Below are 21,191 nucleotides of genomic sequence, written 5' to 3'. Positions count from 1 at the left end.
CCCCATGACTACGGATACCAGGGCCACGGAGCCCGCTGAGAAACAACCCCCATCGAGTCGAGCGCGTCTCCCCCACGAGGGTTCGCCGCGGAGACAGCCACCGTGGTTCGCCCCGCTGCTGCGCCGCCTGCACTTCTACGCCGGGATCTTCGTGGGCCCGTTCATCCTCATCGCCGCCGCGACCGGCGCGCTCTACGCCTTCTCACCACAGATCGAAGCCGCCCTCTACGGTGACGTGCTCGAGGTCGACGGCGGCACGGATCCGCTCCCGCTCGCCGATCAGGTCGAGGCTGCGCAGCTGAGCATGGGGGAGGGTGCAGCCATTGCCGCGGTGCGTCCCGCCGCCGAGCCTGGCGAGACCACCCGAGTCATGTTCAATGATGAAGACCTCGCGGCATCGCAACATATGGGAGTCTTCGTCGACCCGGACACCGCCGAGGTGCTGGGGCAGGAGGCAGTCTATGGGTCCAGCGGCTCGCTGCCCTTCCGGTTCGACGTCGCGCAGGCACACCGGCACCTCTTCCTCGGAGACTGGGGTCGGCTGTACAGCGAGCTGGCCGCGTCCTGGCTCGCGGTGGTGGTCCTGGCGGGGCTCGGTCTCTGGGTCTCACGGTGGGTCACCGCTCGTCGTCGAAGGTCTTCGACGACGCCGGTCAAGGGTCTGCTCGTTCCGGATCATTCCCGGAAGGGCTACGCCAGGACCCGGTCCTGGCACGCGTCGGTGGGCATCTGGCTCTCCGTGGGCGCCCTGTTCCTCGCAGCCACCGGAATCACCTGGTCCACCTACGGCGGAGCCAATGTCTCTGATGCCCGCGCGGCGCTGAGCTGGGAGACCCCGTCGGTGCAGACCGAGCTGGAGGGATCATCCACTGGGGACGCTCATGCCGGACACGACCACGGCAGCTCCGGGTCCTCCGACGCCCCGGCAACAGGCGCGATTGACCCGTCTCTCTTTGATGAGGTGCTGACAGCGGGTCGGGCCGCAGGATTTGATTCCACACAGCTGGAGATCATCACCCCGGCGGAGGAGGGCCAGGCGTGGAGCATGCGCGATGTCAGTCTTGCGCTTCCAGCTCCTGAGGTGCACAGCGTCTCGGTCAACCCTGAGAATCTTCAAGCCCACGACGTGCTCTACTTCGACGACTTTCCCTTCGTCGCGAAACTCGCCCAGTGGGGGATCTGGCTGCACATGGGGACCCTCTTCGGGCTGGCCAATCAGGTTCTGCTGCTCGGAATCTCGCTGGGCATCATCGCCATGGTGATCTTCGGCTATGTGATGTGGTGGCAGCGCCGCCCACGGCACAGCGGCAAGACTCTGGGTCCGGCCCCCGCGCGAGGCGCGTTCCGCCGGGCCCCGTGGTGGGGAAAACTCCTGACCGTCGGTGTGCTGGGTGGCATCGGGTGGTTCCTGCCCGTGCTCGGCGTCAGCCTGGTCGTCTTCCTCGTGATCGATCTGCTGCTGGGGCTGCGCGCGCGCCGCGGCGCCTCAGTGTCTCGGGTGCCGGGCCCCAGCTAGTCCCACGACCAGCACCGCGGCGGCGATGAGCAGCAGGGACAGGGCGACGGCGGCATCCGGGTCGGTCTCGCGCTGCAGGTAGATCTCCAGGGGCAGCGTGCGGGTGACCCCCTGCAGGCTCCCGGCGAAGGCGATGGTCGCGCCGAACTCTCCCAGGGCGCGGGCGAACGCGAGGATCGCGCCGGAGATCAGCCCCGGGGTGATCAGCGGCAGGATGATCGTGCGCAGCACGGCGGTGGGGCCCGCTCCGTCCATCACGGCGGCCTCGATGACGTGTGGATCAAGTCCATGCAGCGCGTTCTCCACTGTGATCACCAGGAACGGCAGCGCCACGAAGGTCTGAGCGAGGACCACCGCGGTGGTGGAGTACGCGATGCTGATCCCGAGCGCGTTCATGGATTCACCCAGCAGGCCCTGGCGTCCGAAGGTGTAGAGCAGCGCCACGCCGCCCACCACCGGCGGCATCACCATGGGCAGCAGCACCAGCGCTCGCAGGACCCCGTTTCCGCGGAAGTGCATCCGGGAGAGCAGGAACGCCATCGGCACTCCCAGCACCACGCAGAGCACCGTGGAGGTCGCGGCCGTGCGAAGGCTCAGTGCCAGGGCCGAGACGGAGGAGGACGAGGTCACCAGGGCAGGGAAGTCGCTCCAGGACACCCGCAGCACGATCGCCAGGAGCGGCACCAGGATCAGCGCCATGCCGACGGCGGCCGGGAGCAGCAGCCATCGTGGGCCGGGGGAGGCATGCCGACCGTTCCGCGGCGAGGCTGCGGTGGAGGGGGTCAGTGTCATGGCCGCCCGAACCCGGCCTCGCGCAGCACCTCTCGTCCCTGCTCACCTTCGACGAAGGCCACGAACTCCTGCGCTGCGGGGTTCGCGGACGACTCCAGGGTGGCGATCGGGTAGTGGTTCACGACCTCCTCGGATTCCGGGAGATCGATCTGCTCCACGTCCTCAGCGGCGACGGCGGCGTCGGTGATGTAGACGATCCCGGCATCGGCTTCACCGGCCCGGACCTTCCCCAGCACGTCGGTGACGGCTGATTCTTCACTGGCCGGTGAGAGCTCGACGCCGGCGACTGCGGCGAGGCGCTGCGTGGCGGCCCCGCAGGGGACCTGCGGGGCACAGACCACAGTGACGACATCGTCGCCGGTCAGGTCCGCCAGTCCGGTCACGCCGGCGGGGTTGCCCGGCGGGGTGACGAGGGTCAGCGTGTTCGAGGCGAAGCTGACCGGGGTCGACCCAGTGAGCCCTGCGTCCACGATCTGGTCCATGGTGTCCTCGTCGGCCGCCGCGAAGACATCCGCCGGGGCTCCCTGGTCCAGCTGCGCGGCGAGGTCCGAGGAGCCGGCGAAGTTGAAGGCGACCTCGACTCCGGTCTCCTGGTGGAACCGCTCCCCGATCTCGGTGAAGGTCTCAGTCAGGGAGGCGGCGGCGAACACCTGGATCGGGCCTGGGCCCGGCCCATCGGAGGAGCACGCGCTCAGCAGCAGCACCGGCAGCATCGCTGCGGCGCCCAGGGTCCGGCCCATCAAGGTCCGGCGCATCGGGGCCCGGTACATCGGGGTCCGGTGCATCAGGGCTGGCTCCCAGGCCGCTCAAGCACAACCTGGGTGGCCTTCACCGAGGCCGTGGCGACGACGCCGGGCTCCAGCCCCAGCTCCTGCACAGACTCCGTGCTGAGCAGGGACACCACCCTAAACGGCCCGCACTGCAGCTCCACCTGGGACATCACCGGGTCGCTTGTCACCGCGGTGACCAGGCCGGTGAACCGATTCCGGGCAGAGCTCTGTGCACCGCCGAGCTCCGCTGGGGCGGCCGCCCGCGCCTGCGCGAAGCGGGCCAGCTCGGCGCCGTCGAGCACCATGGGACCGTTGGAGTCATGTTCGGCCTGCAGGTCTCCCTTGGCCACCCAGCGGCGGACGGTGTCATCGCTGACAGCCAGGAAGCGAGCGGCGTCTGAGATCCGTATCTGCGGCATTATCTGAGAATACCAGCCGCGAAAACGGAGTAATGGCGCCATAGGGGACCTTTGCCCTGTCGAACACGGCGCCTGATGCTATTGAATGGAGAGATGAACTCCATGATCTCCACGATTCTCAATGTCATCTGGCTGGTCTTCGGCGGTCTGTGGCTGGCGCTGGGCTACTTCCTCGCCGGAATCGTGTGCTGCCTGCTGATCATCACGATCCCCTTCGGGCTGGCGTCCTTCCGGATCGGGGCCTACGCGCTGTGGCCCTTCGGCCGCACGATCGTGGATCGAAGCCCCCGAGGCGCAGGGCTCTTCACCACCATCGGCAATGTGATCTGGGTTCTGGTGGCGGGGATCTGGATCGCCATCGGGCACGTGCTCACCGCGATCCCGATGTTCGTCAGCATCATCGGGATCCCGCTGGGCATCGCGAACCTCAAGCTGATCCCGGTCTCGCTGATGCCGCTGGGCAAGGTGATCGTGGCCTCCAACGCGGTGCTGCCGACCTACCGGCACGCCTGAACGGGCGGGCTCGCAGGCCAGGCCTGGCCAAACCGGGGGGGGTGCCCTGCCAGCTGAGCCACCCGGCGCCCCGCCAGCCCAGCGGTCCGGCGCTCCGCCAGCCCAGCGGTCCGGCGCGCTTCAGCCCTTGAGCAGGATCTTGCGCATCCCCCAAGAGATCGGCGCCTTCGCCCACCGGGTGGGATCGAAGCCGGGGAGCTTGCGCAGCACGCCGCGCTCGTGGCTGAAGGTCGCCACACTGTACTCCCCGTGATAGCGCCCCATGCCGCTCGCCCCGACACCGCCGAACGGCAGGCTGGACACCGCCAGCTGGGTCATCACCGTGTTGAAGGTCAGCCCGCCGGAGGAGGTCCGTTCCTGGAAGTCCTCCCGCACCTCCTCGCGCTCGGTGAAGGCATAGAGCGCCAGCGGTTTCGGACGGGCGTTGATGAAGTCGATCGCCTCCCGGTGATCTGCCACGGTGAGGATCGGCAGGATCGGACCAAAGATCTCCTCCTGCATCACCGGAGAGTCGGGGCCGACCCCTAGCAGCACCGTGGGGGCGACGTAGCGCGCGGCGGCGTCGGTCTCGCCTCCGATGACCACGCGGCCAGAGCCCAGCAGCTCGGTCAGACGTTCGGTGTGACGCTCATTGATGATCCGGCCGTAGTTCTCGGCGGTGGACGGGTCTGTCCCGAAGGCGCGTCGCGTGACCCGGGCGATCTCTCGGGCCAAAGGTTCAGCGATCTCGGGGGTGGTCAGCAGGTAGTCCGGGGCGACGCAGGTCTGACCGCAGTTGCTGAACTTGCCCCAGACCAGCGCCTCCGCCGTGCTCGTGAGGTCCGCAGAGGGGTCGACCCAGACCGGGGACTTCCCGCCCAGTTCCAAGGTCACCGGGGTCAGGTGCTTGGCCGCAGCGGTCATCACGATGGAAGCCACCGCGCCATTGCCGGTGTAGAAGATGTGGTCGAAGGGGTGCTCCAGCAGGCGTGTGGTCTCCTCCACGCCGCCCTCGATGACCTGCACCGCCTCGGGGTCGAGGTACTGCGGGATCAGCCGCGCCACCGTGGCGGAGACGGTCGGGGCCAGCTCGCTGGGTTTCAGCACCACCGAGTTCCCCGCCGCCAGGGCGCCGATCAACGGCATCAGCAGCAGGTGGAACGGGTAGTTCCACGGCCCGATGATCAGCACCGTGCCCAGCGGCTGGCGCTGCACATGGGCGCGCGCGCTGCCCACCAGCAGCGGCACTGGGGTGCTCCGGTCTCGGGTCCACTGGGTCAGGTGCTTCAGCGTCTGCTTGACCTCGGACTTCACGGATAGCACCTCGGTGAGGTGAGAGTCGACGTCGTTCTTGCCCAGATCCGCATGCATCGCGGCGTGGATCTCAGTGGCCCGCTCCTGCAGCAGGCGCTGGAGGCCCAGCAGCTGGTCCCTCCGCCAGTCCATCGACCGGGTCCGTCCGCTGGCGAATACCCTCTTGGCTTCCGCGACGCCGGCGTCGACGGCTGCCGGGGCAGTGGCGAGCTTCTTGAGGGAAGGGCTGCGGGCCTCGGACGGGGTGTACGGCATAGGTGAACCTCTCAGGTCAGGGTGGTGCTCTCACCCTACAGACGCGGATATGCGCCAGCTCTTCCCAGCTCGTCGACCGACAGGAGCAACTGGCACCTTTAGTCACGTTGCGCGAGTGCATCGAATAGTTATACGTTCTAACAGTAACGTCAATGAACAGGATCGGGCGTGACTGCAACAGGGGGCAGCCACCGAAGGGTACGGAGATGCCAGATGAGTACACAGCCAGTCCCCACCAGCACGCTTCCGCAGGCAGGACTCACGCAGGCAGAAGCGCCACAGCGGCCACTGCCCGAGAGCACCGGCCCTGCCTTCCAGGCAAGCCGGGCGCAGCGGCTGCGCTGCACCCGCTATGACCAGATGGCCAAGGCCGCATCGGCTGGACTCATGGCCCACCCGCATGTGGAGTCCGCCATCGTGGAGATCTCAGGGGACCAGGCTGACCTGGTCTTTCACCTGAACTGCACGATCACGGCAGAGTCTGACCCCTCGGATCTGATGGAGACGGTCGCTCGCGGTGTGGTGCCGAACATCGAGCGGATGCTCGGCACGGAGTTCGCCTCGCGCAGGCTCCACTTCAACCGCAGTCTGTACAGCGCCGCCTGAGCCCGCCAGCTCAAGCCTCCACCCATCCCCGCACACCTAAGGAGCCTGCCGTGGGCATCACCCTGATCCAGACGTTCAATGCGTTCTTCCTGGCGGCCATCGTGCTGGCCGGACCGGTGCTCATCACCGCTGGCCTCTGGGCCACGGCCGGGAACCTGCGCCGCCTCATCTCCGGTGCACCGGAGCTTCGTCCGGCGCGCGGCACCCTCCGCCAGCCCTGATCTCAGTCCAGGAACTCGGCCTGCGCCACGCTGGGACCTGATGGGCCGAGGACGTCGATCAGCATGTCCGGGTCCTGATAGCTGGCATGGAGCTCCCAGCCCGGGACTCCCCGCAGGTCCGCGCGGATCTGCGCTGCGCTGCGGTACGCCTGGGCGTCGGGGTGGCGCCAGTGCACGGAGACCAGGTGTCCTCCCGAGGCCAGGGTCGTCTTCGCGCGTCCCAGAACGGCCGCCCATTGAGAGTCGTTCAGGTAGTACGCCAGCTCGCTGATCAGGATCAGGTCGATCTCAGCGGCGGGCCAGTCTTCGATGCTGGCCTGTTGGAAGCGCACATTGCTCTCAGGCACCCGCCGAGCCGCAGCCTCCAGCGCTGAGCTTGAGATGTCCGTGGCAAGGACCTCATCGCAGCGCTCGGCGAGCAGCTCGGTCAGCCCGCCGATGGAGCACCCCGGCTCATAGGCAAGGCGGTAGCGCCTGCGCGGCAGCACCGCCATGGTCAGGGTGTACTTGCGCTGCTCATACCATCGGCTGGTCACCGACCAGGGGTCCTCACGCCCGGCATGCAGGCCTTCGAAGTCCAGCGGCGCTGCCGGGAAGACGATCTGCTGATCGCGCAGCACGGTTGCCAGCATGTGCGAGGTCAGCACCGGTTCCCCGGGCCCGCGGTCCACCGGGGTGCCCAGTTCAGTGCCCAGCTGGGAGGCGAAGGCCGCGACGGCGCGCGCCCGGACCTCCGCGAGCTCGGCATCGATCGGGATCGAGCGCGCCGCCGACCAGGGGACCTCCGCAGCTGCTTCGGATTCTCCCGACGACCCGGGAGGTGCGCTGTGCAGCCAGAGCCACACCGGGTACTGCACCAGTGCCACGTTGTGCTCGGCTGCTGCCGCCCGCGCGGCCTCACCGCAGGCGTCATGATCAGGATGACCGTCATGGGAGAGTGGGGCGGCCAGCAGGGTGCCGCGGGGCATCTGTTCCAGCGCGGCCCCGATGGATTCGGTGAGCGCTGCCTGGTGGGCGCTGAGCTCACCGTCGGGCAGCTCCAGCCTCAGCCGCTCCAGTCCGCTGGAGGAGCCAGCGCCGAGGGTGCGCAGCTCATCCAAGGCGGCCTCGGACTCCGCAGTGCGGATCCTCGCCAGCTGATCAGCGGGAATGTTTTCGGGCGGATGGGATCCGGTGCCGTCGCTCGCGGCCAGGATCTTCACCGGGGCTGCGCTGCGCAGCCCGGCGGCGATCAGCGCGGCCGCCCCGAGCACCTCATCGTCAGGGTGCGGAGCCAGCACCAGCAGTCCGGGCAGCTGGTGAGGGATCCACCGTCCGGCGTGGTCGAGCGCCCCGATGCCCCATTCCGGCACGTCGGCGTCGTAGTCCTGCCAGGCGCTGAGGCTGCTGCGTGGGGCCTGGGTGCCGTGGAAGGTCGGCGGGGTCTCACCAGGTGCCATGAGCGTCTCCGATCAGGTGGTCCCAGCTCAGGCCGTGCTCGGCGATGATCGCGGGCAGCGCCGCCTCATCGGTCTCGGCGTGGGACTGGCGGATATAGACGCTGAGATCGGCCACCCGCTGGGCGTGGGCGGGGTCTGAGGCGAGCGGGCCTGGTCCCAGCGCGCGTCCGGTGCGGTCGATGACCTCAGCGGCCATGCGATCGATGTAGGTGCGCACCGCGAAGGCCTCCGCCTTCGCCAGCGGAAGATTCTGCGGGTCGGCGTCGATGGTGCGGGCAGCTCCGCGCAGCAGGGCCCATCCGGCGGTCAGCGCGGCGCCCGCTGCTCCGGCGTGTGCTCGAAGGATCGGCGCGGCTGTAGGGCCGGTGGCGCGCAGGAGCAGGGGTTCGGCGATGGCGCGCGCGGCGCCGTACCAGCAGGCGGCGACCCCGATGCCGCCGTGCCAGAAGCCGGCCCGGTCCAGGTAGTCCGAGTGGGTGCCCAGCGCTTGGGCCGGCACCTGGTCGAAGGACACCCAGCCGGAGTCGCTGGCCGCCATGCCCACCGCATGCCAGGTGTCAGGCACCGGGGCGACGCCGGGGGAGGAGAGGTCCACTGCGAAGAACATCTTCTGCGCGGCGCCGGTGTCGTAGTTGCCGCCGTCGTCCTCGGCCTGGGGTTCCTGGGTCACGGTCGCGGTCAGCAGGGCGTGGCTGCACAGGGAGGCGCCGGAGCACCAGGGCTTGTTGCCGGAGAGGGTCCAGCCGGCATCGCCGCGGGTAGCGGTGAGGACCGGGCTCGGGGGCTCAGCCGCCCAGACTCCCCAGAGCTGACCGGCAGAGACCAGGTCTGGGTGCTGCAGGTCGGAGGTGATCGCGACCGCGTCGGCATGGGCCTCATAGAGCCGACCCAGCACGGTGTTCTGCGCCGCGATGGCGGCCAGGCGCTGCCAGCGGGCCGCGGTGTCGCCGCGTCCGGGCAGCGCAGGGCTGGGTCGGCGCAGCTGCTCGTGGAGCTGGTGCAGAAGGTCGGTCATGCGTTCAAGGCTCCCAGGGTTCGGGCGAATCCGCGCGGGGCGCGGCCGGTGGTGCGCCGCGAGGTCACCACCGGCAGGTCGGTGGCGGTGACGATCACGGCGCCGCTGAGGCGCAGCCTGGCCATCAGGTCCACGTCCTCATCGTCGGCGAGGCTGCGGAACCCCTGCACGCTGAGATAGGCGTGCGCGCTGAAGCCGAGGTTCGCGCCGTGGATGTGCCGGTGTCCGCTTGCGGTGATCTTCTCGGCGTACTCCTCGGCCCAGGCGCGGCCCACCGGGTCTTCCCCGTCTACCGGGGCGAGCAGGACAGTGCCCACGACGACGTCGGCACCGCGGTCCCGATACGCGGCGTGCTTGGCGAGCCAGTCCAGTGGGACCTGAGTGTCGGCGTCAGTGGTGGCCAGCCAGGGCAGCGCGCCGGGGTGTGAGCCGGTGTCCGGGCCCGTGGTGCTCAAGGCGTGGGTGAATCCAGCGGCCCGCGCGGCGCCGACGTTGTTGGCGCCGATCTCGATCACCTCGGCCCCCGCGGCACGTGCCGTGGGAGCCGTCGCATCGGCACAGGCATCGGCGACCACGATCAGCCGCAGCCGCAGAGCCGCGCGCCGGGCAGACGCCTGGACCGAGGTGACCGCGGCGCCGACGGTGGTCGCCTCATCGTGGGCGGGGATCACCACGATCGCGTGCACCTCAGGCGCTGTTGGGGTTTTCACTCGACTGAGTCTAGGCTCTTGGCGGGTGCCAGCGTCACCGTGATCCGTTGTTTTGGTCCTGATCCTTCAGTGGCGCTCCCGCTGTTGCAGTCGGGAGCATTCGGAGCAGGTCAGCTTCTTCCTCAGCGCTCAGTCCGGAACGGCGTGTTCGGTCCAGGCCCCGCCGCGTCTCGTCGACCAGCACCCGCGCGATGGTCTCAGTCAAAGACCTCAGCGTGCCGCCGGCATTCACGAAGCGGTCGTTGCTGCGCTGGGCGAAGCCGGCGTCACGCAGCGGAAGCCACAGCGGCAGGGATCGCGGGCCTGACCAATAGTTCACGCCGTGCTCCAGCAGCCATGGATCCTCCGCCGGAGCCAATGTGGTGCCCGCCGGAGCGGAGGTTTGGAGTTCGGCGAAAAACTCCTCCAGGGTGATGCGGAGTCCGACGGCGTTGATAGCTGTCCCGGCCACGGTGGAGCCCGGTCCCAGGATGAAGTCGGCAAGGTCGGACACATCGATGGTCTGCACCCAACGGTGAGCAGGTTCGGGGGCCAGCACCCGTCCGCCGCGTTGGAACCGGCCGGGCCAGTATCCGAACCGATCACTGGGGTCACCGGGTCCGCTGATCAGCCCGGGGCGGATGATCAGCAGTCGCGGCCCGAGGCGGGCCCGGGAGATGTTCTCGGCGTGAACCTTGGCGTCGGCGTAGTCCTGAAGATCCTGGGGCACAAGCAGCTGCGCCGTCTCCTCGGCGTCGGACTGATCGTTGCGCGCATAGACCGAGACGCTGGAGATCAGCGTCCAGTGCCGGGCGTATGCGGCGAGGGCGTGGAGCGCCGACTCCACCAGCTCTGGCGTGTAGCTGAGCTCGATGACCTCATCCCACGGATGCTGCACCGGTGCGTATGCTCCGGACTCGGTCCGGTCGGCGTGGACCATCTGGACCCCTGCGGGTGCGGATCCTGAGACGCCGCGAGCCAGCGCGGTCACCTGGTGGCCCTGGGCGACCGCGGCGGCTGCGATCTCGGCACCGAGCCACCCGGTGCCGCCGAGGATCAAGATCCGTCTCATAGGCCGATCCAACGTGAAGATCCCGGGAGGGGCAACAGCGTTTCGCTCTCAGCGGCAGGTCAGACTCCCGCTGCAGTGACCACGGGTCACGGATCCTGGTCCTCCAGCAGCAGCTTGAGCGCCTCCTTGTGTGCGAGGTAAGCCTGACGCCCTGCCTGAGTCAGCGAGAGCACCAGACGTGAGTGTCCTGCCCGGAGGATCGGTTCCTCGCTGAGGTATCCAACATCGGTGAGCTGACCGAGGTGCTTGCTCAGCGCAGATTTCGAGAGCCCGGTGCGTTCTTGGATCTCGCCGAACTCGATCCCCGTGGCCTGGGAGAGCATCGCGCAGATCCGCAGTCGGTGCGGGGCGTGGATCAGTGCGTCGAACTGTGGCTCAGGCGCCACGATGCCGCCGCTCATAGGGAACGCCGAGAGCGAGGATCCCTGCCGCGAGGATGACGCCGGCCATCAGCCACACCCAGGAGCCCAGGACGTCGTCCAGGAGGATCGCCGTGATCGGGACTGCGCCTGCCAGCAGTCCTGACGCGCCCACCGTCACCCACGGCACGCGGGTGCCCCGGTAAGCAGGCTGGTTGAAGCTGACCCGCCCCACTAGGGCGCCCATCCCGACGGCGAGCAGAATGATCAACGTTGCCTGGAGTATCCGGGCAGGGCCGCTCAGCCCTCCGAGCGCATTGAGCCCGAAGAGGGCGAGGATCAAGCCGGCGAGGGCTGGGAAGTACCAGACAGGCACCGGTCGATTGATGGTGGCCTGTTCTTCGCGCTGGGCAGCGTCCAGGGCGCGGCGGGCCTCATCCGGGCTAGGCGTGGACCTTGGTGTTTCCATGAAAGAAACACTAGCGAGTTTCCTATGCGGAAACAAGGACTGAGAGCGAGGCGCTCACCGCTGACTGATGCGCAGCAGATTCCCGGCGGGGTCTCGGAAGGCGCAGTCCCGGACCCCGTAGTCCTGGTCGATCGGCTCCTGGACCACGTCAGCTCCGGCGCTCTCCAGCTGCTGGTAGAAGGCATCCAGGTCATCGACGGCCAGCGTCATCCCGGCGAAGCTGCCCTTGGCGATGAGCGAGAGGATCACTTCCCGCTCCTGATCGGTGATGCCCGGGTCCACCGCCGGGGGCTGCAGCACGATCGAGGTCTGAGGCTGCTCGACGGGTCCCACGGTGATCCAGCGCATGTCCTCGTAGCCGACATCCTGACGGACCTCGAAGCCCAGCAGGTCGCGGTAGAACCGGAGGGAGGCCTCGGGGTCGGTGTGTGGCAGAAACGTGTAATGAATCGTGATGTTGTTCATGGCCACGAGCCTAGGCAGGCGCGGCATCCCGCGCTTCTCGATTCCTGACCAGTTTCCCGTTCGACGCGATGGGTGATGCCGTCGTGCCGGCCCGGATCGGTCGGCTGACCTGTTTGGCCAGGCAGGGCGGGACCCCCTCCAAGGCCCCCGCCGCACTCTCCCGGTAGATCCGTGGCGGGACACCCACCAGTTCGGCGAATCGGGTGCTGAAGGTGCCCAGCGAGGAGAAGCCGACGGCGAAGCAGACGTCGGTCACTGTCATGTCCGCCCGCCGCAGCAGGGTCATCGCCCGTTCGATCCGGCGAGTCATCAGATAGGAATACGGCGACTCCCCGAAGCTGAGCTTGAACTGCCGGCTCAGATACCCGGCGGAGAGGTGCACCCCGCGCGCGAGCTGATCGACGTCGAGCGGCCTGTCGTACTCCCGATCGATCCGATCGCGCACCTTGCGCAGCAGCACCAGGGTCTGAAGTCGCTGATCCTGGCGTGTGCTGCCCATGACGGCATTCTCCCGGAGGACGCAGCGTTCCGCGAGGGTCCGGCGCGCGGCATCCCGAACCTCCCAGCCCTGACCCTCCGGGGCTACTCGGTGTGCGTTGGAAGAGGGGTCGAGCTCCGGTCGCTCGTATCACCGGCTTTCGTTGCTGCCGGGGGTCTCATCAAGCGCCACGAGGAACGCCCCGCCGCGGAACAGAGCTGGAAGGGCTCCTCCGGGACGGGGCGTTCTCGATGCCGCAGGGTCAGCGGCGACCATAGCGCCGGGCTGACAGCGTCACCGCACCTGCCGAGCGCTCAGACGGCGGCTGACTCCAGCGAGGCGATGTCGATGACCGCGCGGTAGCGCACGTCGCCGGAGACGACCTTCTCGTAGTACTCATCCACCTGGTCGGCGTTGATCAGCTCGATCGTGGAGGTGATGCCGTGCTTCGCGCAGAAGTCCAGCATCTCCTGGGTCTCGGGCAGCCCGCCGACCATGGAGCCGGCGTAGTTGCGCCGCATCGCGAGCAGCGAGAACATCTGGAAGGACTGCTCCTCGCTGGGTGCGCCGACGTTGACCATGGTGCCGCCGCGGCCCAGCAGGCCCAGGAAGGAGTCCAGGCTGACCGAGGCGCCCACGGTGTTGATGACCAGGTCGAAGCTGCCGGCGAGGTCCTTGAACGCCGAGCCGTCCTCGGTGGCACGGTAGGCCTTGGCGCCGAAGGCCAGGCCGTCTTCCTTCTTGGAGTCGGTGCGGCTGAGCACGGTGACCTCGGCGCCCATGGCGGCGGCGATCTTCACGGCCACGTGACCCAGGCCGCCCATGCCGATGACGCCGACGTTGACGCCGGGGCCGGCGCCGTAGCGCTTGAGCGGGGCATAGGTGGTGATCCCGGCGCAGAGCAGCGGGGTGGCTGCGGCGGGATCCATGCCCTCAGGGATGTTCAGCACGAAGTGGTCGCGCACCACGATCTGCTGGCTGTAGCCGCCGTGGGTGTTCTCTCCGAACTTGTCCTGGCCGTTATAGGTGCCGACGACGCCCTGGCTGCAGAACTGCTCCTCGCCGTCCTTGCAGGCCTCACACTCCATGCAGGAGTCCACGAAGCAGCCCACACCCACGGTGTCGCCGAGGGTGAACTTCGAGACCGAGGAGCCGACCTCGACGACCTCGCCGATTATCTCGTGGCCCGGGGTGATCGGGAAGGTGGTGCCGCCCCACTCGTCGCGGACCTGGTGGATGTCGGAGTGGCAGATGCCGGCGTAACGGATGGCGATCCGCACGTCGTCGGCGGCCAGGCTGCGCCGCTCAAGGGTGCGGGTGGTGAAGCTGGACTCGGCGCTGTCGGCCTGGAGTGCGGTGATCGTGGTGGTCATGAAGGGTGGTTCCTTAAAGCTGATGGGGAAGAACGGTGGACATGGCGCAGGGCCGCAGCGGGCAATGGATGCGCGCCGCGACCCTGCAACAATCTGGTGGACCCGGTGGGGTCCCGGGCTCAGCTCTCCAGGGTGGCGTCCAGGGTGATCTCCACCCCGGTGAGTGCCTTGCTGACCGGGCAGCCGGTCTTGGCCTCCTCGGCGGACTTCACGAAGGTGTCCTCGTCGATGCCGGTGACCTCGCCGTGGACGGTGATCTTGATGCCGGTGAGCTTGAAGCCACCTGCCTGATCCGGGCCCATGGAGACGTCGGCGCGGACGTCGAGGGACTCCACGGTGCCTCCGGCGCCGGAGAGCACGGCGGAGAGCTGCATGGCGAAGCAGGAGGAGTGCGCTGCGGCGATCAGCTCCTCCGGGCTGGTGCTGCCATTGGCCTCGTCGGAAGCGCGCTTGGGGAAGGACACCTCGTAGGTGCCGATCTTGGAGCTGCTGAGCTCGACCTGGCCGGAGCCCTCTTCGAGTGATCCGTTCCAGGCGGTGCGGGCTGTGCGTGTAGGCATAGTGAGTCTCCTTGAGTTGGTGGTTCCAGCGTCAGTCTTGTCGCTGTGTCCGGATGGTTCCTGAACGTGGTCAGGAGCGCAGGAAGGTCAGCAGGTGCTCGTTGACCTCCTGGGCATGGGTCCAGAGCATGGCATGGGGCGCGTCGTCGATCTCGTGATACTCCGCCGAGGGCAGTGCCTTGTGGAAGACCCGGCCGGTGGCATCGATCGGCAGGATGTTGTCGGCGGTGCCGTGGACGATCATCGCCTTGACCCCGGAACGGCCGACGGCGGCGACATCCTCCCGGAAGTCGGTGAGCCAGGTCGGCTGGGCCCAGACCGAGGAGTGCGGGGAGGCGGCGTACGCCAAGTTCTTGTGCGCCGCCAGGGCCTCCTCGCTGAGCCGGCTGCCCAGGTTGTCCTTGGTGTTGAAGAAGTCATCGAAGAACGCCGTGAAGAAGGCGTAGCGATCGGTGGTCACGGCGTCGAAGAGGCCGTCGAACACATCCTGGGGGACACCTGTGGGGTTGTCCTCGGTCTGCAGCAGGAAGGGCTGCAGCGAGCCCAGGAAGACCGCCTTGCTCACCCGGTCCGATCCGTGGTTGGCCAGGTAGCGCGTCACCTCGCCGGTGCCCATGGAGAAGCCGACCAGCACGGCGTCGCGCAGATCCAGGGACTCCATCAGGGCGTTGAGGTCAGCGGCGTAGGTGGTGTAATCGTGTCCGGTGGTCGGGCGGGAGGACTTCCCGAACCCGCGACGGTCATAGGTGATCACGCGGTAGCCGGCGTCGAGCAGTGCCGCGGTCTGCTTCTCCCATGAGGAGCCGTCCAAGGGGTAGCCGTGGATGAGCACGACGGGCTGGCCCGCGCCGTGATCCTCGTAGTAGAGCGAGATGTCTGTGCTGTTCTCGGTTCCGACGGTGACGTGTGACATGTCAGTTCCTCCTTGTAGGTGGGAGAACGTTCGTTCTCCACGTTCTCCAGCCTAGGAGAACCAACGTTCTCTGGCAAGTACACTGGAATGACCGCACCATGAAGATCCCGGAAATTCTAAGGAGAGGCCCAGGATGACGCGTCAGGGGGACGCCCACCTGCACCAGTCCAGCGATCCGCTGCGCGCCAGCATCATCGAGGCGGCGGATGAGCTCTACTACGCCCATGGCTTCCGCGCCGTGGGGATGGACGCGCTGCGCCAGCGCAGCGGCGTCTCGCTCAAGCGTCTCTACACGGTGTTCCCCTCCAAAGAGGCCATCGTGCTCGCGGTCCTGGATTACCGCCACCAGATCTGGGTGGATGAGATCGCGACGGCGATGGCGCTCCAAGACTCCCCGAGGGCGCGCCTGCTGGCGATCTATGACTACCTCGCCGGATGGTTCCAGTCGGATTCCTTCCGCGGCTGCGTCTTCATCAATGCCTTCGGCGAGCTGGCCACCGAATCCCCCGCCGTGGCCGCCAAGGCGGCGGCGCATAAACGCGATTTCCGGCGTTATATGGAACAGCTCGCCGTGGAGGCGGGGTTCTCCGAGGAGCTGGGGGATCAGCTGATGCTGCTGGCCGAAGGCGCACAGACCACCGCAGCGATCACCGGGGACTCCTCGATGGCCTGCAAGGCCCGCCGGGCAGCCGAGGCGCTGCTCGGAGCGGAGGAATCGATGCGTCTCCAATCGTTGACATGACCAGGTCGCTGACATGACTCGCTCCACCGGGCTGACCCGGTCCACCGGTCTGATCTGGGTCGCCGCGCTGCTGGGTCTGCTCAATGCGGCACCGAGCTACTACTGGGCCTTCGGCGGAGACGCGCTGCGGCCGAGCATCGGGCAGTGGCTGATCGACCTGCGGGATGCAATGCCGGTGCTGACCGGCCTTGCCCTGCTGGGAATCGCTCTGGGAAAGACGGGTGCGGCGATCATTCCGCTGGTGGCGGTCCACGCGCTGCCCGCCGGTGCGGCCGGATCCTCGCGACGCCGGGCACATCGGGTCCTGTGGTGGAACGCCTCCCGACTGGTCGCTGCCGGCTTGATCCTCTACGGGGCGGTTGGTCTGCTGATCAACACCGGGCTGCTGCTCTGGCCCGGTCTGTCCCTTCAGGACCCTGCGGCACGGCTGGGACAGGCGCTGCTCTGGTATCCGATGCTTCTGCTCTGGGGGCTGGTGCTGGCAGCCGGTCTGCACCGGTTCAGAGCCACTCGCGACGTTTGAAGATGACCCACAGCGTCAGGCTCAGCGCGAGCATCAGCCCCACCGCCGCCGGGTAGCCCCAGGACCAGAAGAGTTCTGGCATGTGCCGGAAGTTCATGCCGTAGATGGAGGCGATCAGGGTCGGGGCGAAGAGGATCGCGGCCCACCCGGAGATCTTCTTGCTCTGCTCGCCCTGGGCATAGGAGGCGTCAGCCACTCGACGGGTGGCCTCGTTCTGTTCGATGGTCAGCAAGGTGGAATGCAGGGCCACCGCATTCTCCAGGTGCGAGCGCAGCAGCTCCACCCGGTCTCGCATCCGCCTGGCGCGCATGATCAGATCGGCCCGAGTGGAGGACTCCTCACCGGCAGGGCTGGATTCAACGGCGTCCGTGCCACGTTCGGTGGCCAGTGACTCCACCGGCCGCAGCGCCCAGTCGAAGCGGTGCACCTTCTGCAGGAGCTGATAGATCCGATGCGAGAGCGCCGCATCGAGCCGGGCCTCCTGGAACAGGGTGCTCTCCATGGACTCGATCGCAGTCTCCAGCTCGTCCAGCGCCACCGGGTAGTCCCGCAGCACCGCACCGATGAGCCCGGAGATGGCATCCGAGGCCCGCAGCGGGCGCTTCGGCGGAGAGGGGTGTGCGCTCTCGAGCAGGGTCTGCAGCTGAAGGGGCGGCTGCCCGGGGTTCTCCGGCTGCACGGTCACCACGAGTGCGTCCAAGGCGAGGATCCGCAGCTCCGAGAAGCGGAACTCCGCGGTGGGGCCGTCCTCCTCGGTGGTGATGGCGACGCGGTGCAGCACAGCCGCCACCGACTCCGCAGAGCGCGTGGGGATCGGCAGTCGGCTCCGGCTGCCGCGCAGGAAGTCGACCTGAGCCTCCCGCAGCCCCAGCGCGGTGGCCGTGGCCCCGAAGCTTGGAAGGTCTGCCGTGCTGAGATCCACCCACGTCAGCCCACTGGGCGGAGTTCCGTTCGGGAGGCCGCCTGCAGAGTCCGCTGCGGAACTTGTCCCTTCGGCGGTGAAGCGCCGCGTGGTGATCGTCATGGAGCCCCCCCTGTGATCCCGGCAGGATCAGGACCTGCGGCGATGTCGGACTGGCTCTCAGGGTAGCCCAACGACGGTGAGTCACCGGGCAGTCCTCGGTGGTGTCCCTGACCTCGGCGCGGCGATGCCCGAACCGGGAGCACCCCGGGCCGAGCATCAGTGCACGGTCAGGCCGCGATAGCGGTTGAGTGCGGCGTGGATCTCCTGGGCACGGGGGCGGGCCAGATGCCCGGGGTGTCCGCGGTGCGGGGAGAGCGAGTCGAGTCCCTCGGTGTCGAGACGGCGCACCAGCTTCTCGACCAGGGCCGTGATGTCATGCTCCGCATCGGACTGCTCAGCGAGGCGGTCCAGCGCCTTCGCCAGCGCCTCGGTCTGCGCGGGGTCCACCAGCTGGGCCACGGCGGTCAGGTCGATGTCCTCGCGGCCGTACTGGATCATCCGGGGCCCACGGCTGCGGGCGGGCTTGGTCTTCTTCGGCGGATGCAGCGAGTCGCGGCGGAGGACGCGCGCTGGGAGGCTGTCGAAGCGCCGCTCAGCGGGGCCGTCCGAGGCGGGGCCAGCTGCGTCCGGGGTGGCCGGCTGCGACGTCGTCCGCTTGTGCTCTGCGGCGATCTGGTGGGCCTGCGCGGTGACGTCGCGCAGTGTGTAGTCTTCCAGCGCGATGATCTGGTCGGCGACCTCGAAGAAGGCCCCCGATCCGCCGGCCACGAGCACCGTGGAGACCCCGCGTTCGCTGAAGAGCGCGCGGACCCGGTCCACGAATGGGGTGATCGGCTCCCGGTCGGCCGGGATCAGCTGGCGCATCCGGTCATCGCGGATCATGAAGTTCGTCGCCGAGGTGTCCTCATCGATCAACAGGGCCGTGGCCCCGGACTCCACGGCCTCGATCAGGTTGGTGGCCTGGGAGGTGGAGCCTGAGGCGTTGCTGCTGGAGAAGCTCCGGGTATCGGCCCCCGAGGGCAGCCCGGAGATGAAGGCGGAGATGTCCACGCCGGCAGCAGAGCGCCCGTCCTCGGCCCGGATGGACGCCGCCGAGCTGGTGGTGATCACCCATTCGCGGCCGTCCCCGGCGATATGCGGGTAGACCCCGCGTTCGATGGCGCGCAGCAGGGTGGACTTGCCGTGATAGCCACCCCCGACGATCACGGTGACGCCTTCGGGGACGCCCATCCCGGTGACCTGACGACCGGAGGCCAGGGTGAAGGAGCGGCGCAGCGCCTCGGGGCTGCGGAAGGCCACCGCGTCCGCCCCGAGGGGCAGATCGGAGTCCCCCGACCGGCGCGGCAGCATCGAGCCATCGGCCAGGAAGGAGACCAGCTTCGCGGCCTCGAGCTGGGTGCGGAGATCTTCCTGATCGCGCAGCAGCGCGACGTGGGAGCGCAGCGCCTCCGGGTCCAGGCTGCTGTGCAGCAATGCGGCCTGCGCGATCCGCGGCAGCGTCTCGGTGAGCAGCCGGGCGGCCTTGCGTCCCAGGGCCCGACGTCCCGCGGCGGGCAGCGCCACGGACAGCCGGGCCGTGATCAGCTCCTCGGTGATCACCACGCTGGTGCGCTCGAGCACCTGTTGGCCGGGTCGCCCGATGCTGATCCCGGCAGCGGCACCTGAGCGCTCCGAGGGACCCTCGCTGAGCGCGTCGCCGAAGGCGCGGGTCAGGAAGTCGCTGACGGCGATGCGTCCAAGCCGGTCATCGAGCAGGTCAGCGGGGAGCTCGGCGTCCTCCCGGCGCAGGCTGATCTGCATCAGGGAGGGCGGGGCGTACGGGTCCACCTGGACCTTGTCCACGCTCAGGGTGAACCGGCCCAGGGTGTAGCGGCCGCTCAGCTGCTTATAAGAGGCGTATCCGCGCCCGTCGATCGAGGTCAGGGTCCGCACCAGGGTCTGCTGGTCACTCATGCGCTCTCCGTGTATTCGCGCTGGCGTTCGCGCTGCCCGTGGGTGAGCCGGCGCAGGTCCACGCCGGAGTCGAAGCTTGATCCGATGGCGCCCGCGAAGACCCCCATCCCGGCGCTGAACCAGGCGATGTTCAGGTAGTTGAGCACGCTGACCTCGCTGCTGATCACGCTGGCCAGGTATTCGGCGTCGATGATCACCAGCCCGGCCAGGAAGATCACCACGACCAGGGCCAGGTAGAGCATCAGGATGCAGACCAGCAAGGTGATCGCGGTGGACCCGTTGTAGAGGGTGACCACGGTGGTGAGGCTGCGGTTCCGAGGCCGGTCCCAGAGCCCGTCGCGGATGATCAGCCAGACGATCATGGTGATCATCGCGGCGAGCCCGACCACTACCAGGCGCAGAGGGCTTAACGCATCGGCCATCTGCCAGATCGAGCTGTAGAAGATCCCGAACGCTCCGGTGGCCGCACCTGCGGCCAGGGCGCTGGAGAGCTTCGGGACGGTGCGCAGCGGATCATTGCCCAGCACCATGCCCAGCACGGTGCGCGGCCCGCCGGTGATCGTGTGCGCGAACAGGCCGAGCGCCTCTCCGCGCTCGGTGGACTGCCATCGGCTCCAGCGCTGGTCGTACTCTTCCGGGTCTGGCCCGGTGCCCGGGGGCAGCAGGCGCAGCAGAGAACCGGTGAAGACCTTCTGGATGCGGCGTTTGGTCGCCCAGGCGCCCAGGGTCGGGCAGGAGACGATCGCGACGTTCTGCTCGGGGAAGATCTCCGAGATCAGCGGGTAGCCGTGGGTGTGGCGGGGGATCTCGGTGAGCATGATGACCGCGTCGGCGTCGGCATGATCTTCTTCCATCTTGCGGACCGAGTCGATGTCCAAGGTGGCGTCGGGGTGGATGCGCAGCATCCGGGTCTCTGCGGACACCGTGACCTCGCCGTCGATGAGCTGACGGGCTCGGGCGGTGAAGGACTCCCGGATGGACTTCACCCGCCGGGTGGGCAGACCCGGATCGGCGAGCAGCAGGATGTGGAACGGTTTCGCAGACACGGACCCTGACGCGGGCTCAGGCCCAGACGCAGTCTCGGAGGCGGGCTCGGACTCTGACTCAGACACAGCCTCAGGGGCTCCTTAGCTGTTGTGGATGGGGTCTCATCTCGAGGCCCTGCCTCGCTGGGCCGGTGGCCCAGCGAGGTGCCCTGCAGTGGGCAGGTGTGCACACTCTAGGCGAAGAGCGGTGCAAAGCCTGTGGGCAGCTGGGAACGCAGATCCTTGATCTCACCTTCGGACACGGAGTCCGCAAGAGTGGAGAACACCGCCTTGACCTGCGGGAGGACCTCTTCGGTGCCGAGGCCCGGCTCCAGCTTGCTCGCGACCCGACGCAGGAACTCATCGACGTCATCGGCGATCTGGTTCTGCGTCTCGGCGGTGAGCGGGGCCTTCAGCTCCGCGGGCAGCTGCGCGGCGAGGTTCTCCGCCTCGCCGCCCTTGAGTCGCTTGCCGAGGTCCTCCAGGACCACGTGGACCAGCTGGCTGGTCTGATCGCGGTCGGTGGGACCGCCCTTCTCGGAGACGGTCTTCAGGAATTCGTCGTGGCGCATCGAGTGCTCCTTTGCTTGCTGAGGCCGGCGGGCCGTGCGCGGAGACGAGAACGTCCGCTTCCACGTGCTCGCGGGGTCGGTGCCCCGCGGGCGGGCCCGTCGTGCCGGTCCTCCCACCGTAACCACGGACCCCCGCCGAGTGTCGAACCCAGCCGCCGCATCCAGCCGCCGAACCCAGCCTTCGCACCGAACCGC

At 68.3% G+C, this 21,191-nt stretch carries 25 protein-coding genes; 6 read left to right on the top strand and 19 right to left on the bottom strand.

What is annotated here, in order from left to right; translation table 11 throughout:
- The first annotated feature begins 4 nt into the window (after positions 1 to 4).
- Positions 5 to 1,516: a PepSY-associated TM helix domain-containing protein gene (locus HNR11_RS04030; protein ID WP_179441236.1), complete on the top strand. Its 1,512-nt coding sequence runs from the start codon at positions 5 to 7 to the stop codon at positions 1,514 to 1,516.
- On the opposite strand, the gene HNR11_RS04025 is transcribed toward HNR11_RS04030, so the two are convergent.
- The 3 genes from HNR11_RS04025 to HNR11_RS04015 are packed head-to-tail and all read right to left on the bottom strand — an operon-like array spanning position 1,487 to position 3,497.
- Positions 1,487 to 2,308 carry an ABC transporter permease gene (locus HNR11_RS04025; protein WP_179441235.1) on the bottom strand — a complete coding sequence of 274 codons (822 nt, stop codon included), beginning with the start codon at positions 2,306 to 2,308 and terminating at the stop codon, positions 1,487 to 1,489. The genes HNR11_RS04030 and HNR11_RS04025 overlap by 30 nt on opposite strands.
- Positions 2,305 to 3,093, bottom strand: a complete 789-nt coding sequence (gene modA / locus HNR11_RS04020) for a molybdate ABC transporter substrate-binding protein (protein ID WP_246310309.1) — start codon at positions 3,091 to 3,093, stop codon at positions 2,305 to 2,307. The genes HNR11_RS04025 and modA overlap by 4 nt, the downstream gene beginning before the upstream one ends.
- Positions 3,093 to 3,497 (bottom strand): TOBE domain-containing protein, encoded by a 405-nt coding sequence (locus HNR11_RS04015; RefSeq protein WP_058887806.1) that lies wholly within the window; start codon positions 3,495 to 3,497, stop codon positions 3,093 to 3,095. Before HNR11_RS04015 ends, modA begins: the two co-directional genes overlap by 1 nt.
- Before the next feature lie 105 nt (positions 3,498 to 3,602).
- On the opposite strand from HNR11_RS04015, the gene HNR11_RS04010 reads away from it, so the two are divergent.
- On the top strand, positions 3,603 to 4,010 hold the full coding sequence (locus HNR11_RS04010) for a YccF domain-containing protein (protein ID WP_058888130.1): 408 nt from the start codon (positions 3,603 to 3,605) through the stop codon (positions 4,008 to 4,010).
- A 120-nt stretch (positions 4,011 to 4,130) separates the two neighbouring features.
- Here the strand turns inward: HNR11_RS04010 and HNR11_RS04005 are convergent, their stop codons facing one another.
- Positions 4,131 to 5,558 carry an aldehyde dehydrogenase family protein gene (locus HNR11_RS04005; protein WP_179441234.1) on the bottom strand — a complete coding sequence of 476 codons (1,428 nt, stop codon included), beginning with the start codon at positions 5,556 to 5,558 and terminating at the stop codon, positions 4,131 to 4,133.
- A gap of 213 nt (positions 5,559 to 5,771) precedes the next feature.
- Between HNR11_RS04005 and HNR11_RS04000 the strand changes: the two genes are divergently transcribed.
- Together HNR11_RS04000 and HNR11_RS03995 are read left to right on the top strand one after the other, a co-directional pair.
- Positions 5,772 to 6,164 (top strand): hypothetical protein, encoded by a 393-nt coding sequence (locus tag HNR11_RS04000; RefSeq protein WP_179441233.1) that lies wholly within the window; start codon positions 5,772 to 5,774, stop codon positions 6,162 to 6,164.
- Positions 6,165 to 6,214: 50 nt separating this feature from the next.
- A complete protein-coding gene (locus HNR11_RS03995; protein ID WP_157075346.1) occupies positions 6,215 to 6,385 on the top strand; it encodes a hypothetical protein in 171 nt (56 codons plus the stop codon).
- 2 nt (positions 6,386 to 6,387) lie between these two features.
- On the opposite strand, the gene HNR11_RS03990 is transcribed toward HNR11_RS03995, so the two are convergent.
- From HNR11_RS03990 to HNR11_RS03940, 11 genes are all read right to left on the bottom strand, one after another.
- Positions 6,388 to 7,824, bottom strand: coding sequence for a bifunctional PIG-L family deacetylase/class I SAM-dependent methyltransferase (locus tag HNR11_RS03990; protein ID WP_179441232.1), 1,437 nt, complete (start codon positions 7,822 to 7,824; stop codon positions 6,388 to 6,390).
- Positions 7,811 to 8,839: an acyl-CoA dehydrogenase family protein gene (locus tag HNR11_RS03985; RefSeq protein WP_179441231.1), complete on the bottom strand. Its 1,029-nt coding sequence runs from the start codon at positions 8,837 to 8,839 to the stop codon at positions 7,811 to 7,813. Before HNR11_RS03985 ends, HNR11_RS03990 begins: the two co-directional genes overlap by 14 nt.
- Positions 8,836 to 9,549, bottom strand: coding sequence for a glycosyltransferase (locus HNR11_RS03980; protein WP_179441230.1), 714 nt, complete (start codon positions 9,547 to 9,549; stop codon positions 8,836 to 8,838). The genes HNR11_RS03985 and HNR11_RS03980 overlap by 4 nt, the downstream gene beginning before the upstream one ends.
- Before the next feature lie 34 nt (positions 9,550 to 9,583).
- Positions 9,584 to 10,600 carry an NAD-dependent epimerase/dehydratase family protein gene (locus tag HNR11_RS03975; RefSeq protein ID WP_179441229.1) on the bottom strand — a complete coding sequence of 339 codons (1,017 nt, stop codon included), beginning with the start codon at positions 10,598 to 10,600 and terminating at the stop codon, positions 9,584 to 9,586.
- Between the two features lie 86 nt (positions 10,601 to 10,686).
- Entirely contained in the window at positions 10,687 to 10,986 is a 300-nt protein-coding gene (locus HNR11_RS03970) for a transcriptional regulator (RefSeq protein ID WP_179441228.1), read from the bottom strand.
- Entirely contained in the window at positions 10,976 to 11,428 is a 453-nt protein-coding gene (locus HNR11_RS03965) for a hypothetical protein (protein WP_179441227.1), read from the bottom strand. Before HNR11_RS03965 ends, HNR11_RS03970 begins: the two co-directional genes overlap by 11 nt.
- A gap of 54 nt (positions 11,429 to 11,482) precedes the next feature.
- A complete protein-coding gene (locus HNR11_RS03960) occupies positions 11,483 to 11,893 on the bottom strand; it encodes a VOC family protein (protein ID WP_179441226.1) in 411 nt (136 codons plus the stop codon).
- 10 nt (positions 11,894 to 11,903) lie between these two features.
- Positions 11,904 to 12,392 carry a helix-turn-helix transcriptional regulator gene (locus HNR11_RS03955; protein WP_179441225.1) on the bottom strand — a complete coding sequence of 163 codons (489 nt, stop codon included), beginning with the start codon at positions 12,390 to 12,392 and terminating at the stop codon, positions 11,904 to 11,906.
- Between the two features lie 293 nt (positions 12,393 to 12,685).
- The gene (locus tag HNR11_RS03950; RefSeq protein ID WP_179441224.1) at positions 12,686 to 13,744 is read right to left on the bottom strand and encodes an NAD(P)-dependent alcohol dehydrogenase; all 1,059 of its coding nucleotides are present in this window, start codon (positions 13,742 to 13,744) and stop codon (positions 12,686 to 12,688) included.
- A gap of 119 nt (positions 13,745 to 13,863) precedes the next feature.
- On the bottom strand, positions 13,864 to 14,304 hold the full coding sequence (locus tag HNR11_RS03945) for an OsmC family peroxiredoxin (protein WP_058887793.1): 441 nt from the start codon (positions 14,302 to 14,304) through the stop codon (positions 13,864 to 13,866).
- Between the two features lie 70 nt (positions 14,305 to 14,374).
- A complete protein-coding gene (locus HNR11_RS03940) occupies positions 14,375 to 15,217 on the bottom strand; it encodes an alpha/beta fold hydrolase (protein WP_179441223.1) in 843 nt (280 codons plus the stop codon).
- 133 nt (positions 15,218 to 15,350) lie between these two features.
- Here HNR11_RS03940 and HNR11_RS03935 point away from each other — a divergent pair, with 133 nt between their 5' ends.
- Positions 15,351 to 15,959, top strand: a complete 609-nt coding sequence (locus HNR11_RS03935) for a TetR/AcrR family transcriptional regulator (RefSeq protein ID WP_179441222.1) — start codon at positions 15,351 to 15,353, stop codon at positions 15,957 to 15,959.
- Between the two features lie 13 nt (positions 15,960 to 15,972).
- The gene (locus HNR11_RS03930) at positions 15,973 to 16,482 is read left to right on the top strand and encodes a DUF3995 domain-containing protein (protein ID WP_179441221.1); all 510 of its coding nucleotides are present in this window, start codon (positions 15,973 to 15,975) and stop codon (positions 16,480 to 16,482) included.
- Here the strand turns inward: HNR11_RS03930 and HNR11_RS03925 are convergent.
- The 4 genes from HNR11_RS03925 to HNR11_RS03910 all read right to left on the bottom strand — a co-directional run bounded on the left by HNR11_RS03925 (position 16,460) and on the right by HNR11_RS03910 (position 20,996).
- Positions 16,460 to 17,404: a CorA family divalent cation transporter gene (locus HNR11_RS03925; RefSeq protein WP_179441220.1), complete on the bottom strand. Its 945-nt coding sequence runs from the start codon at positions 17,402 to 17,404 to the stop codon at positions 16,460 to 16,462. The genes HNR11_RS03930 and HNR11_RS03925 overlap by 23 nt on opposite strands.
- 258 nt (positions 17,405 to 17,662) lie before the next feature.
- Complete coding sequence (locus HNR11_RS03920; RefSeq protein ID WP_179441219.1) at positions 17,663 to 19,399, bottom strand: ABC-ATPase domain-containing protein; 1,737 nt, start codon at positions 19,397 to 19,399, stop codon at positions 17,663 to 17,665.
- Positions 19,396 to 20,511, bottom strand: a complete 1,116-nt coding sequence (locus tag HNR11_RS03915) for a hypothetical protein (protein WP_343050581.1) — start codon at positions 20,509 to 20,511, stop codon at positions 19,396 to 19,398. The genes HNR11_RS03920 and HNR11_RS03915 overlap by 4 nt, the downstream gene beginning before the upstream one ends.
- A gap of 107 nt (positions 20,512 to 20,618) precedes the next feature.
- Positions 20,619 to 20,996: a DUF2267 domain-containing protein gene (locus HNR11_RS03910; protein WP_179441218.1), complete on the bottom strand. Its 378-nt coding sequence runs from the start codon at positions 20,994 to 20,996 to the stop codon at positions 20,619 to 20,621.
- Positions 20,997 to 21,191: the final 195 nt, after the last annotated feature.

Origin of the sequence: Nesterenkonia sandarakina (genome assembly GCF_013410215.1) — a bacterium.
In the GTDB taxonomy this organism is placed as follows: Bacteria; Actinomycetota; Actinomycetes; order Actinomycetales; family Micrococcaceae; genus Nesterenkonia; species Nesterenkonia sandarakina.
The sequence above is the reverse complement of the archived record's forward strand: the minus strand, read 5'-3'. Positions and strand labels throughout refer to the sequence as shown.